The organism is Streptomyces yunnanensis (genome assembly GCF_029011865.1).
Lineage (GTDB): Bacteria > Actinomycetota > Actinomycetes > Streptomycetales > Streptomycetaceae > Streptomyces > Streptomyces yunnanensis.
Genome location: NZ_CP095749.1, coordinates 7,337,665 through 7,361,070, shown reverse-complemented (window position 1 = coordinate 7,361,070; position 23,406 = coordinate 7,337,665). Strand labels below are relative to the sequence as shown.

Genomic DNA, 23,406 nt, shown 5'->3' with positions numbered 1-23,406 from the left:
GGTCCGCTATCCATGATCGTTGATCGCCCTGCCCACTCCCCATGGTCGGCATGGGCCGATATCGTTCAGCATTGTCGAACCAGATACTTCGGAGGTCGCCCCGATGGCACGCACCATCCAGTCGCTGGAGCGAGCAGCCGCCATGCTGCGACTGCTCGCCGGGGGAGAACGGCGGCTGGGTCTCTCCGACATCTCCTCCTCACTGGGCCTGGCCAAGGGCACCGCCCACGGCATCCTGCGCACCCTCCAACAGGAGGGCTTCGTGGAGCAGGACGCGACCTCGGGTCGCTATCAGCTGGGCGCCGAGCTGCTACGGCTGGGCAACAGCTACCTGGACGTCCACGAGCTGCGGGCCCGCGCCCTGGTGTGGACCGACGATCTGGCCCGCTCCAGCGGGGAGAGCGTCTACCTGGGCGTCCTGCACCAGCAGGGCGTACTGATCGTGCACCACGTCTTCCGGCCCGACGACAGCCGGCAGGTGCTGGAGGTCGGCGCGATGCAGCCACTGCACAGCACCGCGCTGGGCAAGGTGCTGTCGGCCTACGACCCGGTGGCGCACAGCGAGGCCGTGGAGACTGCACGGGAGGCGTTCACGCCGCGGACCACGACCGGACTGCCGGACTTCGAGACGGTGCTGGATCTCACGCGGGCGCGCGGCTGGGCCGCGGACGTGGAGGAGACCTGGGAGGGCGTGGCCTCGATCGCCGCGCCGATCCACGATCGGCGCCGGATGCCGGTGGGCGCGGTGGGTGTCACCGGGGCCGTGGAGCGGGTGTGCCGGGACGGCGAGCTGCGGCCGGAAATCGTCGCTGCTGTGAGGGATTGCGCACGTGCGGTCTCTCGTGACCTCGGCGCAGGGCGATTTTGACCCCTTACGCCCCAGTTGTTCACCTAAGTTTTTGGCCACAGAACCCTTGACGAGGTCTGGGAGGTAAATAAAACTGCCGTTCGTCGGTCGGCATTGCCGAACACCTAACGGCAATAAGCGTTATGGTGTGGACTGCCGCGGGCCGACCAACGCCCTCTCGGAGGGTGCGGACCACCGGAGGGACCCGGGGTTCGCCTTCCCCTGGACGAAGGACAAAGGAGTCGCGGGTGTCCAGCTCCGACATCTTCATCAGCGAGACCATCGGTACCGCTGTTCTGATCTTGATGGGCGGTGGCGTCTGCGCCGCCGTCACCTTCAAGCGCTCCAAGGCGTTCAACGCCGGATGGGTCGCCATCGCCTTCGGGTGGGGCTTCGCCGTCCTCACGGGTGCCTACATCGCCGCCAAGTCCGGCGCGCATCTCAACCCCGCCGTCACCATCGGTCTCGCGATCAAGGGCGGCATCGAGTGGAGTCAGGTGCCGGTGTACTTCGCCGGCGAGTTCCTCGGGGCCATGATCGGCGCGGTGCTGGTCTGGCTGGTGTACTACGGGCAGTTCCGGGCGCATCTGACCGACCCGGAGGTGGTGTCCGGCCACTTCGGCGAGGAGGGCATGGTCGACCCTGCCGCCGCTCCCAAGGCCGGCCCCGTGCTGGGCATCTTCTCCACCGGCCCGGAGATCCGGAACGTGGTGCAGAACCTCGTCACCGAGATCATCGCCACCATCGTGCTCGTGCTGGCGATCCTCACCCTCGGGCTGAGCGACAACGGCAAGGGCGTGGGCGCGATCGGCACACTGCTGGTCGCCCTGGTCGTCACCGGCATCGGCCTCTCCCTGGGCGGACCGACCGGCTACGCCATCAACCCGGTCCGCGACCTCGGTCCGCGCATCGTGCACGCGCTGCTGCCGCTGCCGAACAAGGGCGGATCCGACTGGGGCTACGCCTGGATCCCGGTCGTCGGCCCGCTGATCGGCGGAGCCCTCGCCGGGGGCATCTACCAGTTGGCGTTCGCCTGAGCCGCCCCGCCCACCACGCCTCCGCCTGCACCGAAACCTGGAGCACACCATGAGCGACACCCCCAGCACCTCCTCGCACGGCCACGGTCCGTTCATCGCCGCGATCGACCAGGGCACCACGTCCAGCCGCTGCATCGTCTTCGACCGGGACGGCCGGATCGTCTCGGTCGACCAGAAGGAACACGAGCAGATCTTCCCCAAGCCGGGCTGGGTCGAACACAACGCCACCGAGATCTGGGCCAACGTCCAGCAGGTCGTCGAGGGCGCCATCGAGAAGGCCGCGCAGAGCAACCCCGGCTTCACCTCGGCCGACGTCAAGGCCATCGGCATCACCAACCAGCGCGAGACCACCCTCCTTTGGGACAAGAACACCGGTGAGCCGGTCCACAACGCCATCGTCTGGCAGGACACCCGCACCGACGGGCTCTGCCGCGAGCTGGGCCGCAACGTCGGCCAGGACCGCTTCCGCCGGGAGACCGGCCTGCCGCTGGCCTCGTACTTCGCCGGCCCGAAGGTCCGCTGGCTGCTGGACAACGTCGAGGGGCTGCGCGAGCGCGCCGAGCGCGGCGACATCCTCTTCGGCACCATGGACTCCTGGGTCATCTGGAACCTCACCGGCGGCGTCAACGGCGGCGTGCACGTCACGGACGTCACCAACGCCTCCCGCACCCTCCTGATGAACCTGCACACCCTCCAGTGGGACGAGCGGATCCTGGATTCGCTGGAGATCCCGGCGGCCGTGCTGCCGGAGATCCGTTCCTCCGCCGAGGTCTACGGCACCACCGCCACCGGAGTGCTCGAAGGCGTCCCGGTCGCCTCCGCGCTCGGCGACCAGCAGGCCGCGCTCTTCGGCCAGACCTGCTTCGCCGAGGGCGAGGCCAAGTCCACCTACGGCACCGGCACCTTCATGCTGATGAACACCGGCCACCAGCCGGTGAACTCCTACAACGGGCTGCTGACCACGGTCGGTTACCGGATCGGCGACGAGCAGCCGGTCTACGCCCTGGAGGGCTCCATCGCCGTCACCGGCTCGCTCGTCCAGTGGATGCGCGACCAGATGGGGCTCATCAACAGCGCGGCCGAGATCGAGACGCTGGCCAGCACCGTCGAGGACAACGGCGGCGCCTACTTCGTGCCAGCCTTCTCCGGCCTGTTCGCCCCCTACTGGCGCTCCGACGCCCGCGGCGTCATCGCCGGCCTGACCCGTTACGTCACCAAGGCGCACATCGCCCGTGCCGTCCTTGAGGCCACCGCCTGGCAGACCCGCGAGATCACCGACGCCATGACCAAGGACTCCGGTGTCGACCTGACCGCGCTCAAGGTCGACGGCGGAATGACCTCCAACAACCTGCTGATGCAGACCATCTCGGACTTCCTGGACGCACCCGTGGTGCGCCCGATGGTCGCCGAGACCACCTGCCTCGGCGCTGCCTACGCGGCCGGACTGGCCGTCGGCTTCTGGTCCAGCACCGACGAACTGCGCGCCAACTGGCGTCGGGCCGCCGAATGGACCCCCCGCATGGACGCGGCCATCCGTGACCGCGAGTACAAGAACTGGCTCAAGGCCGTTGAGCGGACCATGGGCTGGCTCGACGACGAGAGCTGACGAGGAGCACATCATGAGCACCCTGCAGAGCGTCCCGGCCCTCGGGACGCACCCGGCCGCCGGTTCCCTGCCGAGCCGCGCCGAAACCCGGGAGCAGCTGTCCAAGGCGACGTACGACCTCCTGGTCATCGGCGGCGGCATCCTGGGCATCTCCACCGCCTGGCATGCCGCGCAGGCCGGACTGCGGGTTGCCCTGGTGGACGCCGGCGACTTCGCCGGCGCCACCTCCTCCGCCTCCTCCAAGCTGCTGCACGGCGGTCTGCGCTACCTGCAGACCGGTGCGGTCAAGCTGGTCGCGGAGAACCACTTCGAGCGCCGCGCGGTCTCCCGCGAGGTGGCCCCGCACCTGGCCAACCCGCTCACCTTCTACCTGCCGGTCTACAAGGGCGGCCCGCACGGCGCCGCCAAGCTCGGCGCGGGCGTCTTCGCCTACTCCGCGCTCTCCGCGTTCGGCGACGGCGTCGGCCACGTCATAACCCCGGCCAAGGCCCAGCGCGACGTGCCGGAGCTGCGCACCGAGAACCTCAAGGCCGTGGCCGTGTACGGCGACGACCAGATGAACGACTCCCGGATGGCGCTGATGACCGTCCGCGCGGCGGTCGCCGCCGGCGCCACGGTCCTGAACCACTCCGAGGTCACCGGCCTGCGCTTCACCCAGGGCCGGGTCACCGGCGCCGAGCTCAAGGACCGCCTGGACGGCACCGAGTTCGGCGTCAACGCCCGCCTGGTGCTCAACGCCACCGGCCCCTGGGTCGACCACCTGCGCAAGCTGGAGGACCCCAACGCGGCGCCCTCCATCCGCCTGTCCAAGGGCGCGCACCTGGTCCTCAAGCGCACCTCCCCCTGGAAGGCCGCGCTGGCCACCCCGATCGACAAGTACCGCATCACCTTCGCCCTCCCCTGGGAGGACATGCTGCTGCTCGGTACCACCGACGAGGAGTACGAGGGCGACCCGGCGGACGTCGCGGTCACCGAGAAGGACACCGCCCAGATCCTGGACGAGGCCGCCTTCTCCGTCCGCGACCAGCAGCTCTCCCGCGACCTGATCACCTACTCGTTCGCCGGTCTGCGGGTGCTGCCCGGCGGCCCCGGCGACACCTCCAAGGCCAAGCGCGAGACGGTGGTCACCGAGGGCCGCGGCGGGATGCTGTCGGTGGCCGGCGGCAAGTGGACGACCTTCCGGCACATCGGCCGCACGGTGATGAACAAGCTCGCCGCGCTGCCCGGCCACCCGCTGGCCGAGGACATGGAGCCGATCTCGCAGCTGCCGAAGAAGCTCCCGCTGCCCGGTATCGCCAACCCCAACGCGGTCGCGCACCGGCTGCTGATCGACGGCGGCACCCCCGGGCCGCGGATGTCCGCCGACACCGCGCGCCACCTGGCCACCCACTACGGCTCGCTCTCCTTCGACATCGCCCGGCTGGCGAACGAGGACCCGGCGCTGGCCGAGCGGATCCACCCGGACGCGCCGGAGATCTGGGCGCAGGTCGCCTACGCCCGGGACCACGAGTGGGCCGAGACCGCCGACGACGTGCTGCGCCGCCGGACCACGCTGACCATCCGCGGCCTGGCCACGGACGACATCCGCGCCCGGGTCGAGAGCATGCTGGAGCGCTGACGAATAGTCAGAAACCTGCACGGGTGAGGTGAGTCGGGGCGGTCCACGGGCCGCCCCGACCCCTTTTCCCGGAGCACACCGCGGCGCGCGTCCCCGTTCGGGGCGCGCGCCGCGGCCGTCCGGCGGCACGGTGCCACGCGGCCGACACACCGCGGCAACGTCCGGCGCGCACAGTGGGAGGACCACCGCCGGGGTGGCCCCCACGCCGGAAGGACGCCATGAAATTCTCCGTGCTCTCCCTGATCGGCCATGCACCGCACCCGCTGACCGGCAGGCTCCCCGCCCCCGCCGACCGGTTCGCGGAGGTCGTCGAGACCGCCGTGGCGGCCGAGCAGCTCGGCTTCGACGCGTACGCCGTCGGCGAACGGCACGCCGGGCCGTTCCTCTCCTCCAGCCCGTCGGTGGTGCTGGGCGCGCTGGCCGCGCGGACGTCCCGGATCCGGCTGCAGACCGGGGTCGCCGTCGTGGCGATCCTCGACCCGGTGCGGGTCGCCGAGGACTACGCCACGCTCACCCAACTCGCCCGCGGGCGGCTGGAGCTGGTCATCGGCAAGGGCGCGGAGGCCGGGCACTTCGCCCTCTTCGGGCTCGACGAGGAGCGGCAGTGGGACCTCCAGGCCGAGAAGTACGCCCTGCTGCGGCGGCTGTGGAGCGAGGAGAACGTCGACTGGGAGGGCGAGTTCCGGCCGCCGTTGAAGAACGTGACGACCGTGCCGCGCCCGTACGGCGGACCGCCGCGGATCTGGCACGGCTCCGCCACCAGCCGCAACTCCCCCGAGCTCGCCGCGAAGTACGGCGATCCGCTGTTCACCGCCAACGCGATCCAGCCGCGCGCCGCCTACGCCGAGCTGATCGCGCACTACCGGGAGCGGTTCGCCGCGTACGGGCACGACCCGGCGCGGGCCCGGGTGGCCGCCGGCTCCGGCGGGCTGCTGATCGCGAACAGCGAACGGGAGGCGATCGCCCGCTACAAGGACCTCTACGAGGCGAAGGTCGCCCAGACCTTCCAACCGCAGCTGGCGGGCAGGGCGGGCTACAACACCCCGTTCCGCACCATCGAGGACGCCATCGCGGACGGTCCGCAGCTGATCGGCTCGCCGCAGCAGATCATCGACAAGATCCTCGGCTGTCACGCGGTGTACGGGCACGACCTCCAGTCGATCAGCGTGGACGGCTTCGGCCTGGCGCACGCCGAACAGCTGGAGACGCTCCAGCGGTTCGCCGAGGAGATCGCCCCCGTGGTCCGCCGCGAGGCGCCCAGCACGCTGTGGGAGGCGGCCGACGCAGCGCCGGACGCGCAAGACGCACAGGACGCGGCGCGGGACGGCGCGGCGGACGGCGACGCGGGCGGGTACGGGCGCTGAGCGCGTCCCGCGGGCCATAATGCCCCCAGACATCGGATGTCTGTGGGCGGGCCCGCGGCGTCCGGGCGGGTCCGGACGGGGAGGACGACCATGGCGGTCACCGACGAGGCCATCGAGAAGATCAAGGGGATGATCGTCTCCGGTGCGCTGCGGCCGGGCGACCGGCTGCCCAAGGAGAGCGAACTCGCCGCGGAACTGGGGCTGTCCCGCAACTCCCTGCGGGAGGCGGTGCGGGCGCTGTCGCTGATCCGGGTCCTGGACGTCCGCCAGGGCGACGGCACCTACGTCACCAGCCTGGACCCGCAACTCCTGCTGGAGGCGATGAGCTTCGTGGTGGACTTCCACCGCGACGACACGGTGCTGGAGTTCCTGGCCGTCCGCCGGATCCTGGAGCCGGCCGCCACGGGCCTGGCGGCCGGCCGGATCGCGGTGGCGGAACTGGACGCGCTCCAGGCGCAGTTGGACGCGCTGGGCCCGGCGCCGTCGGTGGAGGAGCTGGTCGCCGGCGACCTGGAGTTCCACCACCGGATCGTCGCCGCGTCCGGGAACTCGGTGCTCTGCTCCCTCCTGGACGGCCTGTCCGGCCCGACCACCCGCGCCAGGATCTGGCGCGGGCTGACCCAGGAGGGCGCGGTGGCCCGCACCCTCACCGAGCACCGGGCGATCCTCGGCGCGCTGCGCGACGGGGACGCCGAGGCGGCGCGGGCCTGGGCGACGGTGCACGTCGCGAGCGTGGAGCAGTGGCTGCGGGCGTCGCTGTGAGGGCCGCTGCGGCCGGCGGTCAGGCCGCGTAGCCGCCGTCGACCGCGAGCGCGGCACCGGTGATGTACCGTCCGCCGTCGCCCGCCAGGTGGGCCACCGTCGCCGCCACCTCCGCCGGCTGCCCGTACCTGCCGAGCGAGGTCAACTGCGCCTGGAACGCGGCGTTCTCGCCGTCCGCGGGGTTCATGTCGGTGTCGACGGGCCCGGGGTGGACGACGTTGACGGTGATGCCGCGCGGCCCCAGCTCCCGGGCCAGGGCCTTGGTCAGGCCGACGAGCGCGGCCTTGCTGGTGGCGTAGAGGGAACCGCCGGGGAAGGCCACCCGCTCGGCCATGCAGCTGCCGATCGAGATGATCCGGCCGCCGTCGCCGAGGTGGGCGGCGGCGGCCTGCGCGGTCAGGAACGGGGCCCGGACGTTGGTCGCCAGCACCCGGTCCACGTCGTCGAGGGCGATCCCCTCGAAGGGGCCCATGACGCCCGTGCCCGCGTTGTTGACCAGGATGTCCAGCCGCCCCATCCGGTCGGCCGCGGCGGCGACCGAGGCGCGCACCGCCTCCGGGTCGGCGCCGTCGGCCCGGATCGCCCAGGCCCGCCCGCCGGCCTCCGTGATCTCCTTGACCACCTGGGCGGCCAGGTCGTCCCGGTTCCGGTAGGTCAGCGCCACCATCGCCCCGTCGGCCGCCAGCCGCACCGCGATCGCCGCGCCGATGCCCCGGCTGCCGCCGGTCACCAGGGCCGCCTTGCCGGTCAGCGGGCGGGTGCCGGATGCGGTGGGTGCGGGGGTCGTGGCCGTCGTCATCGTCATCACCTTGTCTGATATCGAAATCCGAGCAATACGTACCGGTTCGGTGAGATCCGGGATGCTTTCTCTGCTTCCGGGGGCTTCCTCCGCGGTACGGCTCGATCCTCCGGCAGGGCGGCGGGCGGTGCTGGCGGAATCCGGACGCCGCGGCCTTCCGCTGGATCATGGCCGGGTCCGCGGCAGTGCGGCGAGGCCGTAGACCCGGGTCGCGGTGCCCCCGAAGACGGCCCTGCGCTCGGGCGCGGTGAGCCGGTCGGTGGCGGCCTCGGCGAGGGCGACGACGTCGGCGTAGTCGGCGGCCAGGGTGCAGACCGGCCAGTCGGAGCCGAACATCACCCGGTCCGGGCCGAAGGCGTCCAGGGCGTGCCGGGCGTAGGGCAGGATCTGCCGCGGCCGCCAGGCGGCCCAGTCGGCCTCGGTGACCAGCCCGGACAGCTTGCAGGCGACGTTGGGGAGGGCGGCCAGGGCGGTGAGCGCGGACGCCCAGGGCTGCCAGTCGCCGCGGGCGACGGCCGGTTTGGCGGCGTGGTCCAGCACGAACGGCAGCTCGGGCAGGGCCCGCACGACGGCCTGTGCGGCGGGCAGTTCGCGCGGGGTGACCAGCAGGTCGTAGACCAGGCCGCGGTCCGCCAGGGTGCGCAGGCCGCGCCGGACCTCGGGGCGGCCGAGCCAGTCCGGGTCGGGCTCGTCCTGGACCTGGTGGCGCAGGCCGACGAGCCCGGCGGGCAGCGCCGCGAGCGCGTCCGGCAGCCCGGGGGCGGTGAGGTCGGCCCAGCCGACGACGCCGCGCACCGGGCCGTCCGCGGCGGCGACGGCGAGGAGTTCGAGAGTCTCCCGGTCCGAGGCGGCGGACTGCACCAGGACGGTGCCGTCGATGCGGTGCGCCGCGAGGTGCGGGACGAGGTCGGCCTGGGTGTAGCGGCGGCGGATCGGGTCGGCCCAGGGGCCGTCCATCCACGGCTGCGCGCGGCGGGTGGGGTCCCAGAGGTGGTGGTGGGCGTCGATGCGCATCGGGCGGCTCCCCCGGTCGGGGTCGGCGGGCGGGGCGTCAGGCGTCGGCGACAGGCCCCAGCGGCAGCGGCAGGTCCGGGTCGAGCAGACCACGGGCGACGAGGGCGTGCCAGAGGCCGTCGGGCACGGGGTGGCGGAAGAGGGCGGCGTTCTCGGCGGCCTCGGCGGGCGCGGCGGCGCCGACCACCGCCGCGGCGACGGCCGGATGCCCGAACGGGAAGCGGAGCGCCGCCGCCTTCAGGGGCACGTCGAACTCGGCGCAGACGGCGGCCAGTCGGCGGGCCCGGGCCAGGACCGCCGGCGGCGCCGGGGCGTAGTCGTAGGGGGCGCCGGGCGACGGGTCGGCGAGCAGCCCGGAGTTGTAGACCCCGCCGACCACCACCGAGGTGCCGCGCCGGGCACACACCGGCAGCAGGTCGTCGACGGCGGTCCGCTCCAGCAGCGTCCAGCGGCCGGCGCAGAGCACCACGTCGACGTCCAGGTCGGCGACCAGACGGGCCAGCACGCCGCTGTGGTTCATGCCGAAGCCGATGGCGCGGACGGTGCCCTCGGCGCGGAGGGCGGCCAGGGCCGGGTAGCCGGTCTCGTAGACCTCGCGCAGATGGTCCTCGACGTCGTGGAGGTAGACGATGTCCACCGCGGCCACGCCGAGCCGGTCCAGGGACGCCTCCAGGGTGGCGCGGATGCCGTCGCGGGTCAGGTCGCGGACGCGGGCCCGGGCGGGGGTGGCCACGAAGCCCTCGCCGGCCGCTGTCTCGCCGGGCGCGAGCGGGCGGAGCCGGCGGCCGACCTTGGTGGACAGCACGTAGCCGGCGCGGTCGACGCCGCGCAGCGCCCGGCCCAGGCGCTCCTCGGAGAGGCCGACGCCGTAGTGCGGGGCGGTGTCGAGGTAGCGGGCGCCGGTGGCCAGGGCGGTGCGGACGACCGCCTCGGCGCGCTCCTCGGGAACGGCGCGGTAGAGGTTGCCGAGCGGGGCGCAGCCCAGGCCCAGCGGCGGGACGACGACGCCGCTGCGGCCCAACTCCCGTGGCCCTTGGGGCGGACGGTTCATGGCGGCGGTCCCTTCACTCCTGCTTCTCGCCGCTGGTGAAGCGGGAGACGACGAGCGCGAGGAGGATGATCGCGCCGTTGAGGAACTGCGTCCACAGCGGCGGCACCCCGCCCAGCGTCATCACGTTGATGACGAGTTGGAGGGTCAGCACGCCGGTGAGCGCCCCGAAGAGGGTGCCGCGACCGCCCTTGAGGCTGATGCCGCCGATCACCGCGGCGGCGAAGACCTGGAAGATCCAGCCGCTGCCCTGGCTGGCGGAGACCGCGCCGTAGTGGCCGGTGTACAGGACGCCGGCGAAGGCGGCGAGGACGCCGGCCAGCACCAGGACGGTCCAGGTGATCCGGTCGGTGCGGATGCCGGCCGCGCGGGCCGCCTCCGGGTTGCCGCCGATCGCGTAGAGCGCCCGGCCGTGCCGGAGGTAGCCGAGCGCCGCGCCGCCGAGCGCGAAGAGCGCCAGGCAGATCCAGACGGCGGCCGGGACGCCCAGCCAGGAGGTCCGGCCCAGGTAGGAGAAGGAGTCCGGGACGTCGGCGAGCGAGCGGCCCTCGGAGAGGCCCAGGTGCAGGCCGCGCAGCATGGTGAGCATGCCGAGGGTGGCGATGAAGCCGTTGACCCGCAGCCGGAGCATGAGGAAGCCGTTGGCGGCGCCGATCGCCGCGCCCACGGCCAGGCACAGCGGGACCGCCGTCCAGGAGGGCAGCAGCCCCAGGCCGGCGAACCGGCCGCCGTGGGCGGGCAGGACCAGCCACAGCGCGACCACCGGCGCCAGGCCGATCGTCGACTCCAGCGACAGGTCCATCCGCCCGCTGATCAGGACCAGCGCCTCGCCCAGCACCAACAGGCCGAGCTCGGTGGACTGTTGGACCACGCCGATGAGGTTGTCCCCGGTGAGGAAGGCCGGCGAGACGATGAAGCCGACGACGCCGAGGAGCAGGATCACCGGGACGAGCGAGACGTCCCGCCAGCGGCCGGGCGTGATCCGGGGGCGGCGCGCCGGGCCGGCCGGCGGCGCGTCGGCGGCCGGTGGGGCCGTGGTCTCGGTCATGGCGCGGTCCCTTCCGTCGTGGGGGTGTCCGGTGCGGCGGGCGGGACGGGTGTGCCGGCGGTGACGCCCTCCATGGCGGCCACCAGGTCCGCCTCGCGCCAGCCGCGGCCGAACTCGGCCCGGACCCGGCCGCGGAAGACCGCCACCACCCGGTCGCAGATCCGCAGGTCGGCCGGTTCGTCGGAGACGATCAGCGCGCCGCGCCCGCCGTCCGCGACCTGCCGTACGACGCCCAGCAGCGCCTCCTTGGACCGGACGTCCACGCCGTTGGTGGGGCGGACGGCGACCAGGACGGCGGGGTCGCGGGCCAGCGCGCGGGCCACCACCACCTTCTGCTGGTTGCCGCCGGAGAGCCCGGAGACCGGCTGGTCGGGCCCGGTGGTCCTGATGTCCAGCGCCGCGATCATCCGCCGGGCGAACTCCCGGGTCCGGGCGGGCAGGACGGTCCCGCACGGCCCCAACTGCCCGGTGACGGCCAGGGTGGCGTTCTCCGCGACGCTGCGGGCGGGGACCAGTCCCTCGCGGTGCCGGTCCTCGGGGACGTAGCCGATGCCGGCGTCGAGGGCGTGCGGCACGCTCCCGGGGCGTACCGGTCGGCCGCGCACGGTGATCCGCCCGGCGTCCGGGGACCGGAGTCCCGCCAGGGCCTCGGCGACCGCGGTGGTCCCGCCGGCGGCGGCGCCCGCCAGGCCCACCACCTCGCCGGCCCCCACGGTCAGGTCCAGCGGGCCGAAGTGTCCGCGCAGCGCCAGTCCTTCGGCCCGCAGCACCGGCGCGCCGTCGGTGCGCGGGGCGGGTGGCGCCGGCGGTGCCGGGGCGCATACCGGGCGCCGGTGCCCGGTGCCCTCCCCCGTCATCGCCGCCACCAGGGCGTCCTCGCCGAGCTCGGCGACCGGGGCGGTCAGCACCCGGCGGGCGTCCCGGAGGACTGTAACGGTGTCACAGAGGGCCCGGACCTCCTGGAGGTGGTGGGAGATGAACAGGAACGCCACCCCCTGTGCGCGCAGTTCCCGCAGCCGGCCGAAGAGCCGGGTGATGCCGGGTGCGTCCAGCCGCGCGGTCGGCTCGTCCAGGACGATCAGCCGGGCACCGCGCGAGAGGGCGCGGGCGATCTCGACGAACTGGCGCTGTTCGACGTCGAGTTCTTCGAGCCGGACGGCCGGGTCGACGTCCACGCCGTAGCCGGCGAGCAGGTCCCGCGCCCGCTCGCGCAGCGCCCGCCAGCGGAGGGCGGGGCCGCCGGGGAAGTGGTTGAGGAAGAGGTTCTCGGCCACCGTCAGGCCGGGCACGGTCATCGACCGCTGGTGGACGCAGGCGACCTGGCGCTGCCAGGCGGCGGGGTCGCCCCAACGGGGCGCGGGGACCCCGCCGAAGGCGACCCGCCCGGCGTCCGGCCGGGCCATCCCGGTCAGCACCGACACCAGGGTGGACTTGCCGGCGCCGTTGCGGCCGACCAGGGCGTGCGCCTCGCCGGGCCGGACGGCCAGGTGGACCCCGTCGAGGGCGAGGGTGGGCCCGTAGCGCTTGACGATGCCCTCGGCCCGCACCGCCGCGGGCTCGGCGACCGCCGGCTCACGGGCCGGCTCCTCGGGCGCCGGGCCGCCGGGCGCGGCCGTCACTTCCCCTGCTCCGACTGATTGGCCCACAGGTGGGGGTCGTCGACGTTCTCCTTGGTGACCAGCGGCGCGGGCAGCTGGTCCTCCAACCCGTTCTTGATCCGCACGATGGTCGAGCCGTGGTCGGTCGGCCCGGGCCGGAAGGTCTTCCCGGCGAGCGCCGCCCGGGCGTAGTACAGCGCGTACCGGGCGTAGAGGTCGGCCGGCTGGGAGAGGGTGGCGTCCAGGGTGCCGGCCCGGATGGCGGCCAGTTCGTCGGGGATGCCGTCGTTGGAGACGAGGGTGAGGTGCCCCGGTGTCCCGACGGGTTCGAGCAGCCCGCGCTGCCGCAACAGGGCCAGCACCGGCTGGAGGAAGGCGCCGCCGGCCTGGAGGTAGACGCCGTCGAGGTCGTGGTGCTGGGCCAGCAGGCTCTGGAGCTTGGCGGAGGCGACCTCGCCCTTCCAGTCGGTGGCCAGCTCGTGCACGGTGATGCCGGGGTACCTCCGCTTCATGCAGGCCGCGAACGCCTCCGAGCGGTCCCGCCCGTTGATCGAGCTGAGGTCGCCCTGGAGTTCGGCGACCCGGCCGTGGCCGCCGAGCCGCTCGCCCAGGAACACGCAGGACCGCTCCCCGTAGGCGCGGTTGTCGGCCCGGACGACCATGTAGACCGGGCCGTCGTCGGGGCGGGTGTCGATGCTGACGACCGGGATCCTCCGGTCGGCCAGGCGCCGGAGTTCGGCGGTGATGGCGCCGGTGTCCTGCGGGGCGATCACGATCGCCCGGGCGCCCTGGCCGGTCAGCGCCTGGACGTCGGAGACGACCTTGCCGATGTCGTTCTGCGAGTTGGCCAGCGGCAGCGCGGCCGGGCCGCCGTGCGCCAGGTCGGCCTTCAGGTGGTCCTGGTAGGAGTCCCAGAAGTCGGTGTCGGTGCGCGGCACGTCGATGCCGATCCGGCCGGTGGCGTCGCTGGCCCGGTTGCAGCCGGTCAGCACGGCCGCCCCGGCCAGCAGGGCCAGGGCGAGCACCGCGGCTGCGACCGCCGCGCCGGTGGTGCGGGTACGCAGTCTCATGGGGGTCCCTCGCGTCGGGTCGGTGGTCCCTCGGTCGTGGCGGGCGGCGGTCATGGGGCGACGGCGGTGGGCGGGCGGCGTCCGGGCCTCGGCCTCCGGGTGGCCTCCGGGGTGGCTCAACGGGCCGGGCGCGGCCGCAGCCCCTGCATCCCGCCGTCCACGGCCAGCGCGGTGCCGGTGACGCCGGAGGCGGCCGGGGAGGCCAGGTGGACGAGGGCGGCGGCGACCTCCTGCGCGGTGACCATCCGGCCCAGGGGCTGACGGGCGTGCAGCGCGGCCCGTTCGGCCGCCGGGTCGGCGGCCCGGTCGAGCAACCGGGCGACCCAGGGGGTGTCCGCGGTGCCGGGGTTGACGCAGTTGACGCGGATGCCGTCCCGGAGGTGGTCGGCCGCCATCGCCAGGGTCAGCGCGAGCACCGCCCCCTTGCTCGCGCCGTACAGCGCCCGCTGCGGCAGCCCGGCGGTGGCGGCGATGGAGCAGGTGTGGGTGATGGAGACCGCGCCGGGCGCGTCGGCCGCGGCCCGCCGCAGGTGCGGCAGCGCGGCCCGGGCGGTGCGCACCAGCCCCAGGACGTTGACGTCCAGGACGCGGCCCCACTCGGCGTCGTCGTTGTCCTCGACGGTGCCCACGGCGCCGATCCCGGCGTTGCCGACGAGGGTGTGCAGGGCGCCCAGCTCCGCCGCCGCCGTCGCGACCGCGGCCCGGACACCGGCGTCGTCGGTGACGTCCGCGGCGATCCGCAGCGCCCCCGGGGGCGCCCCGGCCGGGTCGCGGTCCAGGACGGCGACCCGGGCGCCACGGGCCAGCAGCAGGGCGGCGGTGGCCGCGCCGATCCCCGAACCGCCGCCGGTCACCAGGGCGGCCAGGCCCGCGAAGTCGTCCGCTCCGGCCGGCCCGTTCATGCCGGTACCCCGGCTTCCCGGCGCGGCCCGCGGGCCCGCCACACCGGCCCGTCGGGGAAGCGGTACGCGGCCAGCGACGCCGGCTTCATCCGGGCGGAGAAGCCGGGCGCGACGGGCGCGCGGTAGCGGCCGCGCGCGAGGACCGCCGGATCGGTGAAGTGCTCGTGCAGGTGGTCCACGTACTCGATCACCCGGTCCTCCCAACTCCCGGACACCGCCACGTAGTCGAACATCGCCAGGTGCTGCACCAGCTCGCACAGCCCCACCCCGCCGGCGTGCGGGCACACCGGCACCCCGTACTTCGCGGCCAGCAGCAAAATCGCCAGGTTGTCGTTGACCCCGGCCACCCGGACCGCGTCGAGCTGCACGAAGTCCACCGCGCCGGCCTGCAGCAGCTGCTTGAACACCACGCGGTTGGCGACGTGTTCGCCGGTGGCGACCTTCACCGGCTGGCCGGCGCGCACCGCGGCGTGGCCCAGGACGTCGTCCGGGCTGGTCGGCTCCTCGATCCAGTGCGGGGCGTAGGGCGCCAGCGCGGTCATCCAGCGGACCGCCTCGGCCACGTCCCAGCGCTGGTTGGCGTCGACCGCGATCCGCACGCCGGGCCCGACCGCGTCCCGGGCCAGTCGCAGCCGCCGCAGGTCGTCGTCGAGGTCGGCGCCCACCTTGAGCTTGATCTGGCCGAAGCCGTCGGCGACCGCGGCCTCGGCGAGCCGGACCAGGGTCGCGTCGTCGTGGCCGAGCCAGCCGGGCGAGGTGGTGTAGGCGGGATAGCCCTCGGCCTTGAGGCGGGCGGTGCGCCCGGCCCGGCCGGGCTCGGCGGCGCGCAGCAGGTCCAGCGCCTCGGTGGGCGTCAGCGCGTCGGTCAGGTAGCGGAAGTCCACCAGCCCGACCAGCTCTTCGGGACTCAGCCCGGCCAGCAGCTCCCAGACCGGCCGGCCGGCGCGGCGCGCGGCCAGGTCCCAGGCGGCGTTGACCACCGCCCCGGCGGCCATCTGCGCCACGCCCTTCTCCGGGCCGAGCCAGCGCAGCTGGGAGTCGTGGGTGAGGGCGCGGTGCAGCGCGCCGAGCCGGCCGACGGTGGCCGGGGCGGGGCGGCCGACGACGTACGGGGCCAGGGCGCCGATCGCGGCGGCCATGACGTCGTTGCCGCGCCCGAGGGTGAAGCAGAGGCCGTGCCCGTCCGGCCCGTCGGCGGTGCGCAGCACGACATAGGCGGCGGAGTAGTCGGGATCGGGATGCATCGCGTCCGACCCGTGCAGTTGGTCGGAGGTGGGGAAGCGGACGTCGTGGACCTCCAGCCCGGTGACGATGTCGGTTACGGCCATGGGCACGCCCCCTGGGATGTCGCGCGGATCTCGCGGAGAACATCGGACCTTTCCCGGTCCTCCGATGTATAGACCCGCCCCGGAGAGCGCGTCCAGACCCCGTACCCGAATCCACCGGGAATTCCACGGGTGTTGACCGGAGCCCTCCGCTCCTCCCCTACCACAGATCGGACCTCTCTCCGACCGGCCTCTCCGCACACACGCTCGTAAAGGGGCTGCGGATCGGCACCCGGGAAGCCGTAGTCTTGGGAGCGCACGCAACGGAACTGCTGCCGGCGGCCGCCCCAAGGCGGCGGGGCCGGCCGGAAGGAGGGGCTGGGTGATCGAGCTGGAGGGGGTGCCCGAGCTGATCGACCCGGTCATGGTGGCCGCGTTCGAGGGCTGGAACGACGCCGGCGACGCCGCCTCCGCCGCGGTCGCCCACCTGGACCGGGAATGGAAGGGCGAGGTCTTCGCCGCGCTCGACGCGGAGGACTACTACGACTTCCAGGTGAACCGCCCGACGGTCTTCCTGGAGAACGGCGTCCGCAAGATCACCTGGCCCACCACGCGGCTCTCCGTCGTCCGCGTCGGCGACGCCGACGGCAAGGGGAACCCCCGCGACCTGGTCCTGGTCCGCGGCATCGAGCCGAGCATGCGCTGGCGCTCGTTCTGCAACGAACTCCTCGGCTTCGCCCATGAATTGGGCGTCGAGATGGTGGTGGTGCTGGGCTCCCTGCTGGGCGACACCCCGCACACCCGGCCGGTCCCGGTCAGCGGGGTCACCTCCGACGCCGACGTGGCGCGCCGGCTGGATCTGGAGGAGTCCCGCTACGAGGGCCCGACGGGCATCGTCGGCATCCTCCAGGAGGCGTGCACACACGCCGGCGTCCCGGCGGTCAGCCTGTGGGCCGCGGTGCCGCACTACGTCTCCCAGCCGCCCAACCCCAAGGCCACCCTCGCCCTCCTCAACCGCCTGGAGGACCTGCTCGACCTGCGGATCCCGCTCGGCGAGCTGACCGAGGACGCCCGCGCCTGGCAGCTGGGCGTGGACCAACTCGCCGCGGAGGACAGCGAGGTCGCCGAGTACGTCCAGTCGCTGGAGGAGGCCCGGGACACCGCCGAACTGCCGGAGGCGTCCGGCGAGGCCATCGCCCGCGAGTTCGAGCGCTATCTGCGCCGCCGCGACCCGCAGGCCGGCCCGGGGGTGGGGAGCGAGGGCGGCGTCGCCGACGGCCGGGACAGCTCCTACCTCCGCGACCCCGCCAGCGGACGCACCCGGCACCCCCGCGCCGCGTCCAAGGAGCCGCGCGAGCCCCGGTCGCCGGAGGAGTCCGGGCCGCCCCCGAAGGCGGCCGACGGCCCGGCGCCCGGCGAGGGCACCGGAGAGGACGGCGGGCACACCGACGCCGACGGCCCGGAGGACCCCGGCACCGAGCGCTGACCGGCCGCCCGGCCCCGCGCCGGCACGACGAAGGGGCGCCCCCACCATCCGGCGGGGGCGCCCCTGACGTATCCGACCGCGGGCGTCCCTACAGCGCGACGCCGAGCAGCGCGTCCACCGCACGGGTGACGAGCCCGGGAGCGCTCTCGTCCGTGCCCCCGTCGGCCTGCTGCGCGGCGGCCCAGCGGTCCACCGCGGCCAGGGCGGCGGGCGCGTCCAGGTCGTCGGCGAGGGCGGCGCGGACCTCCGCCAGCAGGGCCTCGGCGGGCGGACCGTCGGGGCGGGACACGGCGGCCCGCCAGCGGGCCAGCCGGGCCTCGGCCTCCGGGATCGCCTCGTCGGTCCACTCCCAGTCGCTGCGGTAGTGGTGGGCCAGCAGCGCCAGGCGGATCGCCGCCGGGTCGACACCGTCCCGGCGCAGCGCCGAGACGAAGACCAGGTTGCCCTTGGACTTGGACATCTTCGCGCCGTTCAGCGCGACCATGCCGGCGTGCACATAGGTCTTGGCGAAGGGGTGTTCACCGGTCAGCGCCTGGGCGTGCGAGGCGCCCATCTCGTGGTGCGGGAAGACGAGGTCGGAACCGCCGCCCTGGACGTCGAAGCCCATGCCGAAGTGGTCCAGGGCGATGGCGACGCACTCGATGTGCCAACCGGGCCGGCCGCGGCCCAGCGAGCCGCCGTCCCAGCTCGGCTCGCCGTCGCGGGCGGCCATCCACAGCATCGGGTCGAGCGGGTTCTTCTTGCCCTCGCGCTCCGGGTCGCCGCCGCGCTCCGCGGACAGCAGCCGCATCGCCTCGGCGTCCAGGCCGGAGACCCCGCCGAAGTGCGGGTCGGCGGCGACCGAGAAGTAGATGTCGCCGTCCAGCTCGTAGGCGGCGCCGGCGTCGCGCAGCCGCTCGACCAGCGGGACGATGCGCGGTATCGACTCGACGGCGCCTATGTAGTGCCGCGGCGGCAGCATCCGCAGCGCCGTCATGTCCTCGCGGAACAGGGCGGTCTCGCGCTCGGCGAGCGCGGTCCAATCGTCGCCGGTCGCCACCGCCCGCTCCAGCAGCGGGTCGTCGACGTCGGTGACGTTCTGCACGTAGTGCACCTGACGCTTCGTGTCGAGCCACATGCGCTGAACGAGGTCGAACGCGTTGTAGGTCGCCGCGTGCCCCATGTGGGTGGCGTCGTACGGCGTGATGCCGCAGACGTAGATACGGGCGACGGGACCGGGGTCGAGGGTTACCCGTCCGCCGGTCGCGGTGTCGTGGATCCTCAGGTCGCGGCCCTGACCGGGCAGGGCGGGGACCTCAGAAGCGGGCCATGCATGCATGCCTTGAGCGTAACCGGATGCATGTTCCGCATACGAACCGGAGGGGTCCCTCTGGCCGGAAAGGCGGTCTTGTGTTCCGCCGCCGGATGTGCCAAGGGCAAGCGGCAGCACATGGTGCGGCGTCAGCCGCGCCCGGTGTCGGGGGTCTCCCTGATCCGGTGCGGTCGGGACATCGGGCGGCGGTGCCCGCACCGGCTGCCCGGCGGACCGCTGTTCAGACCGGCGGCCAGGGAATCGCCGGCCACTCCCCGCTCGGCTCCGGGTGCCGCCCGCTGCTCAGCATCCCGTCCACCCGCGCCCGCAGCGCCGCCAGCTCGGCGTCCGTGATGAGTTCGGCCAGCCGGACGGCGAGCGGCGCCCCGTCCGCCAGCGCCTTGGCCAGGCCGCGCAGCACCGCCGACGCCTCGTCGGTCAGCGGTTCCCCGGCCCAGCCCCACAGCAGCGTGCGCAGCTTGTCGGCCGAGTTGAACGTCACACCGTGATCGATCGCGAAGAACGCGCCATCGGCACCGGGCAGCAGATGGCCGCCCTTGCGGTCGCCGTTGTTGATCACCGCGTCGAGGACGGCCAGCCGCCGCAGCCGGGGGTGGTCGGCGTGGACCAACAGCGCGGTGCGGCCGGCGCCGATGTCCGCCCGGCCGACCGCCTTCCAGCCCGGCGCCGGCTCGTCCTCGGCGACCAGCGCCAGCAGCTCGGGCGCCACGTCGCCGTCCCCCGGCGGCGCTATCCACTCCTGGACCATGCCGGTGCCGTACGGGCCGTCCCGCAGCACCGTGGTGGGGATGAGGTCCCAGCCGCAGGCCCGGGAGACCTCGTAGGCGGCGACCTCGCGCTGGGCGAGCGTGCCGTCCGGGAAGTCCCACAGCGGGCGCTCCCCGGCGACCGGCTTGTAGACGCAGGCGGCGCTGCGGCCGTCCAGTTCGACGGTGCAGTAGAGCACCGCGTTGGAGGCGTCCGGGATCTGGCCGCGGACGGTCAGCTCGCCCTCGGCGAGCAGCGACGGCGCCAGGCTCCCGACGGGCTCGGCGGCGGGCGCCGGCGGCTGCTGCGGGTCCGTGGGCGTGGGCACCGGTTCGACGGTGGGCTCCATGGGGCTCAGGCGTCCCGCCGGTATCCGTTCTGGCGCGGGCATACGTGTCCCTCCGGATCGAGCGGCAGGCTGCACAGCGGGCACGGCGGGCGGCCGGCGTTGACGACGTCCAGCGCCCGCTTGGCGAACGCCCGGGCCATGGTGCCGGTCAGCCGCACCCGCAGCATCGGCGGGCCGTTCTCGTCGTCCTGGAGCAGCCGCTCCTCGGCGTCGGCGAGGTCCTCGTCGCTGTCGGCCTCCAGCTCGACCAGCGCCTGGGCCTCGACGATCATCCGCTCTTCCTCGCCGTCCCAGGCCAACGCCATGGTGCCGACCCGGAACTCCTCCTCCACCGGCGACTCCAGCGGCGCGGTGTCGGCCATCTCGGTCGGGGAGACGGCGGGCACCGGGGCGCTGCCGCCGCTGCGCCGCACCACCTCGTCCAGGAGCTCGTCGATCCGCTCGGCGAGCGCCGCCACCTGCGTCTTCTCCAGGGCGACGCTGGTGGTGCGACCGCTCGCGGTGGCCTGGAGGAAGAAGCTACGGCGGCCAGGCAGCCCGACCGTACCGGCCACGAAGCGGTCCGGTAGGTCGTAGAAGAACACCTGACGGGACAACGTCCTGCTCCGTTTGTCTCGACTGCTGGGTCAGTGCGGTCGCTGCGGTCGCTGCGTTCCGGAGGGGTACTGCGCGGATCACACGGGCGTCGCGGGCAGCGCCGTCGCACCACCCTACTGCGCCCGCTGATCACGCTGCGCCCGCACCACCACCGATGGCCGCGTCCCGCTCGCTCCCGGCCCCGCCGCCCTCCTCGCGGGGCACCAGCGAGGCGAGGTCGCCGGTGTCGCCGAGCCGTACGAGGTAGGGGCGCAGCCGGGTGTAGCGGATCACGGTCACCGAGCACGGCTCCACGGAGATCCGCTGGAAGAGGTCCAGGTGCATGCCGAGGGCGTCGGCGACCAGGGATTTGATGATGTCACCGTGGGAGCACATGAGGTAGGTCGCCTCGGCGCCGGACGTCTCCTCGACCCGGGCGTTCCAGTCCCGGACCGCGGCCACCGCGCGGGCCTGCATCTCCCGCATCGACTCGCCGCCGGGGAAGCCGGCGGCGGAGGGGTGCTGCTGGACGACCTCCATCAGCGGCTCGTCGGCCAGCTCCCCGAGCTTGCGGCCCGACCAGTCGCCGTAGTCGCACTCGGTGATCCGCTCGTCGTTCTCCAGGCGCAGCCCGGGGCGGGCGTCCACCAGCGGCCCCAGGGTCTCCCGGCAGCGTTGCAGCGGGCTGGTGACAGCGACGGCAAGCGGGATCCCCGCGAGCCGGGCGGGCAGCGCCGCGGCCTGGGCGGCGCCCCGCTCGTCGAGGGCGACAGCGGGGGTCCGGCCGGCGAGCACCCCGGCGGTGTTGGCGGTGGAGCGGCCGTGCCGCACCAGGATCAGCGTGGGCATGACCGCAACACTAGGGCCTGTCCGGCGGATCGGGGGTGGCCGGGCCCACTCCACAGCGCTCGGTCCGCCCTCGGTCCGCCCGCGGTCCGCCCTGCGTCCGCCCCCGTCCCGGCCCGGCTTCCCTGGCAGGGCCCCCTGCGACGGGCGAGAATGCCTGATGTGATCGTGGACTGCGCCATCTACCGCGAGGGCCGCCGCCATGAGTGCGCGACGGATTTCTCCCGCGCGCTGGAGGCGGCGCGGGCGGAGGGCCACTCCTTCCTGTGGCTGGGCATGTACGAGCCGACCCAGCACGAGTTCGACCAGGTCAGCAGCGAGTTCGGGCTGCACCCGCTGGCCGTGGAGGACGCCCTGAACGCCCACCAGCGGCCGAAGCTGGAGGTCTACGACGACTCGCTGTTCATGGTGCTGAAACCGATCACCTACGACGTCACGGCCGACACCGTGACCGCCTCGGAGCTGATGGTCTTCGTCGGCGACTCGTTCGTGGTCACCGTCCGGCACGGGACGGCAAGTCCGCTGGCGGCGGTCCGGCGGCGGCTGGAGCACCACCCGGAGATCCTGCGGCACGGCCCCGGGGCGGTGCTGTACGCGGTCAGCGACGCGGTGGTGGACCACTACATCGAGGTGGCCGGCGAACTCCAGGTGGATCTTGAGGAGTTGGAGGCGGAGGTGTTCGCCCCGATCCGACGGGAGACCAGGAACACCGCCGCCCAGATCTACGCGTTCAAGCGCGAGGTCCTCGAATTCCGCCGGGCCACCGTCCCGTTGGCCGACCCGATGTCCCGTCTCCAGAGCCCCGGCGTGCCCTTCGTACACGACCACGCCCGGCCGTTCTTCCGGGACGTCGGCGACCACCTGACCCGCGCCAACGAGTCGGTGGAGGGCCTGGACCGGCTGCTCTCGGACATCCTGGCCGCCCATCTGGCGCAGATGGGGGTCCGGCAGAACGACGACATGCGCAAGATCTCGGCGTGGGCCGCGCTGGCCGCGGTGCCGACCCTGATCGCGGGCATCTACGGCATGAACTTCCGGGACATGCCGGAACTGTCCTGGTCACTGGGCTACCCGATGGTCCTGCTGATGATGGCGGTCATCGAGGTCTCGCTCTACCGGCTGTTCAAGCGCCGCGGCTGGCTGTGAGGGGGCGGACCGGCGCACCGCTCAGGCGAACTCCGGCGCGGCGGTGGCCGGACCGCCCAGCGCGTTTTGCCGCTCGGGCATCGCCAGGCTGACCATCCGCCGCCAGCCGAACAGCCGCTCGTAGCCGTAGAGCGCCGCGATCCCGGCCCGGAGCAGCGCGGACCTGGCCCTCGACCACCCCAGGATGCGGCCCATCCGCGCCATCACGGCCAGGCTGACGTCCCGGTGGACGGCGATCTCGGCCAGTGCGCACTCCCGCAGGGTCCGCTGGATCGCCCGCCCGTGCCCGGCCCCGGCCAGCCGGAGCAGTTCCTCGTGGCAGTACGCGAGGTGGTTCTCCTCGTCGTGGCAGATCATCCGGACCGCCCGGCCCACCTCGGGGTGGTCGCCGAAGTACCTGCGCAGCAGCACCATCTGCTCGGCCGCGCGCTGCTCGGTGACCCGGCTGTGCGCGAGGTAGGTGACGATGTCCCGCTCGCTGAGCGGCTCGTCGCGGCGGAGCCTGTCGTGGGCCAGCCCGATGCCCCGCCGCTCCAGCAGCATGGTGTAGTCGGTGGCGGCGGGGACCTCTACGGGCGTCAGCCCGCGCTTGCGGAGCAGGGCGTTGAAGATCCGGCCGTGCTTGTCCTCGTCGGCGCCGTGCCGGGCGACCTTGGGCGCCAGGGCGCGCTGGGAGTCCGGGAGCAGCGCGGCGATCCGCCCGTTCTCCCAGCCGCCCTGCGCCTCCCCGCTGGCCGCGATGGAGCAGAAGAGACGGTAGGAGGCGTCGTTGTCGACGATCTCCTGGAACAGGCTCCTGGCCGAGAACATCAGCGTCACCTCCGAACGGACACGCCCGTAGAGGGAAAGCCAAATGCCGCCTTTCGCCGCCGGCAACCGGGGGCGCGGCCGGCTGCGCCCGTTCGCCTGACCCGCGCGGGGCGGGCCCCGTAACCCGCCCGCCCCTGAGCCGTTGAGTTCCGTGAC

21 protein-coding genes are annotated in these 23,406 nt (G+C 73.8%); 8 read left to right on the top strand and 13 right to left on the bottom strand.

What is annotated here, in order from left to right:
• Window positions 1-103: 103 nt before the first annotated feature.
• The 6 genes from MOV08_RS32120 to MOV08_RS32095 all read left to right on the top strand — a co-directional run bounded on the left by MOV08_RS32120 (window position 104) and on the right by MOV08_RS32095 (window position 7,234).
• A complete protein-coding gene (locus MOV08_RS32120) occupies window positions 104-868 on the top strand; it encodes an IclR family transcriptional regulator (RefSeq protein WP_039637857.1) in 765 nt (254 codons plus the stop codon).
• A 227-nt stretch (window positions 869-1,095) separates the two neighbouring features.
• Window positions 1,096-1,884 carry an MIP/aquaporin family protein gene (locus MOV08_RS32115; protein WP_039637856.1) on the top strand — a complete coding sequence of 263 codons (789 nt, stop codon included), beginning with the start codon at window positions 1,096-1,098 and terminating at the stop codon, window positions 1,882-1,884.
• 49 nt (window positions 1,885-1,933) lie between these two features.
• Window positions 1,934-3,490, top strand: a complete 1,557-nt coding sequence (glpK, locus tag MOV08_RS32110) for a glycerol kinase GlpK (protein ID WP_039637855.1) — start codon at window positions 1,934-1,936, stop codon at window positions 3,488-3,490.
• A gap of 13 nt (window positions 3,491-3,503) precedes the next feature.
• Entirely contained in the window at window positions 3,504-5,108 is a 1,605-nt protein-coding gene (locus MOV08_RS32105; protein WP_039637854.1) for a glycerol-3-phosphate dehydrogenase/oxidase, read from the top strand.
• A gap of 218 nt (window positions 5,109-5,326) precedes the next feature.
• Window positions 5,327-6,472: an LLM class flavin-dependent oxidoreductase gene (locus tag MOV08_RS32100; protein WP_275309817.1), complete on the top strand. Its 1,146-nt coding sequence runs from the start codon at window positions 5,327-5,329 to the stop codon at window positions 6,470-6,472.
• Between the two features lie 90 nt (window positions 6,473-6,562).
• Entirely contained in the window at window positions 6,563-7,234 is a 672-nt protein-coding gene (locus MOV08_RS32095) for a FadR/GntR family transcriptional regulator (protein ID WP_039637853.1), read from the top strand.
• 19 nt (window positions 7,235-7,253) lie between these two features.
• Here the strand turns inward: MOV08_RS32095 and MOV08_RS32090 are convergent, their stop codons facing one another.
• The 8 genes from MOV08_RS32090 to MOV08_RS32055 all read right to left on the bottom strand — a co-directional run bounded on the left by MOV08_RS32090 (window position 7,254) and on the right by MOV08_RS32055 (window position 16,041).
• Window positions 7,254-8,039, bottom strand: coding sequence for an SDR family NAD(P)-dependent oxidoreductase (locus MOV08_RS32090; protein ID WP_052287001.1), 786 nt, complete (start codon window positions 8,037-8,039; stop codon window positions 7,254-7,256).
• A 159-nt stretch (window positions 8,040-8,198) separates the two neighbouring features.
• Window positions 8,199-9,047, bottom strand: a complete 849-nt coding sequence (locus MOV08_RS32085) for an amidohydrolase family protein (RefSeq protein WP_275309815.1) — start codon at window positions 9,045-9,047, stop codon at window positions 8,199-8,201.
• A gap of 37 nt (window positions 9,048-9,084) precedes the next feature.
• Window positions 9,085-10,098, bottom strand: coding sequence for an aldo/keto reductase (locus tag MOV08_RS32080; RefSeq protein WP_275309813.1), 1,014 nt, complete (start codon window positions 10,096-10,098; stop codon window positions 9,085-9,087).
• A 13-nt stretch (window positions 10,099-10,111) separates the two neighbouring features.
• Complete coding sequence (locus tag MOV08_RS32075; protein WP_039637850.1) at window positions 10,112-11,143, bottom strand: ABC transporter permease; 1,032 nt, start codon at window positions 11,141-11,143, stop codon at window positions 10,112-10,114.
• A complete protein-coding gene (locus MOV08_RS32070; RefSeq protein WP_420834230.1) occupies window positions 11,140-12,762 on the bottom strand; it encodes a sugar ABC transporter ATP-binding protein in 1,623 nt (540 codons plus the stop codon). The genes MOV08_RS32075 and MOV08_RS32070 overlap by 4 nt, the downstream gene beginning before the upstream one ends.
• On the bottom strand, window positions 12,759-13,811 hold the full coding sequence (locus MOV08_RS32065; RefSeq protein WP_420834229.1) for a sugar ABC transporter substrate-binding protein: 1,053 nt from the start codon (window positions 13,809-13,811) through the stop codon (window positions 12,759-12,761). The genes MOV08_RS32070 and MOV08_RS32065 overlap by 4 nt, the downstream gene beginning before the upstream one ends.
• A 116-nt stretch (window positions 13,812-13,927) precedes the next feature.
• Window positions 13,928-14,713, bottom strand: coding sequence for an SDR family NAD(P)-dependent oxidoreductase (locus tag MOV08_RS32060; RefSeq protein WP_039642040.1), 786 nt, complete (start codon window positions 14,711-14,713; stop codon window positions 13,928-13,930).
• Entirely contained in the window at window positions 14,710-16,041 is a 1,332-nt protein-coding gene (locus MOV08_RS32055) for an enolase C-terminal domain-like protein (RefSeq protein WP_039637848.1), read from the bottom strand. The genes MOV08_RS32060 and MOV08_RS32055 overlap by 4 nt, the downstream gene beginning before the upstream one ends.
• 319 nt (window positions 16,042-16,360) lie before the next feature.
• Between MOV08_RS32055 and MOV08_RS32050 the strand changes: the two genes are divergently transcribed.
• Window positions 16,361-17,464, top strand: a complete 1,104-nt coding sequence (locus MOV08_RS32050) for a PAC2 family protein (RefSeq protein ID WP_275309812.1) — start codon at window positions 16,361-16,363, stop codon at window positions 17,462-17,464.
• Between the two features lie 88 nt (window positions 17,465-17,552).
• Here the strand turns inward: MOV08_RS32050 and mshC are convergent, their stop codons facing one another.
• The 4 genes from mshC to MOV08_RS32030 form a co-directional block, all read right to left on the bottom strand.
• Complete coding sequence (gene mshC, locus MOV08_RS32045) at window positions 17,553-18,782, bottom strand: cysteine--1-D-myo-inosityl 2-amino-2-deoxy-alpha-D-glucopyranoside ligase (protein ID WP_039637847.1); 1,230 nt, start codon at window positions 18,780-18,782, stop codon at window positions 17,553-17,555.
• 214 nt (window positions 18,783-18,996) lie between these two features.
• Window positions 18,997-19,872, bottom strand: coding sequence for an SCO1664 family protein (locus tag MOV08_RS32040; RefSeq protein WP_275309811.1), 876 nt, complete (start codon window positions 19,870-19,872; stop codon window positions 18,997-18,999).
• Window positions 19,873-19,877: 5 nt separating this feature from the next.
• Entirely contained in the window at window positions 19,878-20,468 is a 591-nt protein-coding gene (locus MOV08_RS32035) for a DUF3090 domain-containing protein (RefSeq protein WP_039637845.1), read from the bottom strand.
• Between the two features lie 130 nt (window positions 20,469-20,598).
• Complete coding sequence (locus tag MOV08_RS32030) at window positions 20,599-21,297, bottom strand: histidine phosphatase family protein (protein ID WP_039637844.1); 699 nt, start codon at window positions 21,295-21,297, stop codon at window positions 20,599-20,601.
• A 150-nt stretch (window positions 21,298-21,447) separates the two neighbouring features.
• Here MOV08_RS32030 and corA point away from each other — a divergent pair, with 150 nt between their 5' ends.
• A complete protein-coding gene (gene corA / locus MOV08_RS32025) occupies window positions 21,448-22,440 on the top strand; it encodes a magnesium/cobalt transporter CorA (RefSeq protein ID WP_039637843.1) in 993 nt (330 codons plus the stop codon).
• 21 nt (window positions 22,441-22,461) lie between these two features.
• Here corA and MOV08_RS32020 read toward each other — a convergent pair whose 3' ends face one another.
• On the bottom strand, window positions 22,462-23,250 hold the full coding sequence (locus tag MOV08_RS32020) for a hypothetical protein (RefSeq protein WP_039637842.1): 789 nt from the start codon (window positions 23,248-23,250) through the stop codon (window positions 22,462-22,464).
• Window positions 23,251-23,406 lie beyond the last annotated feature (156 nt).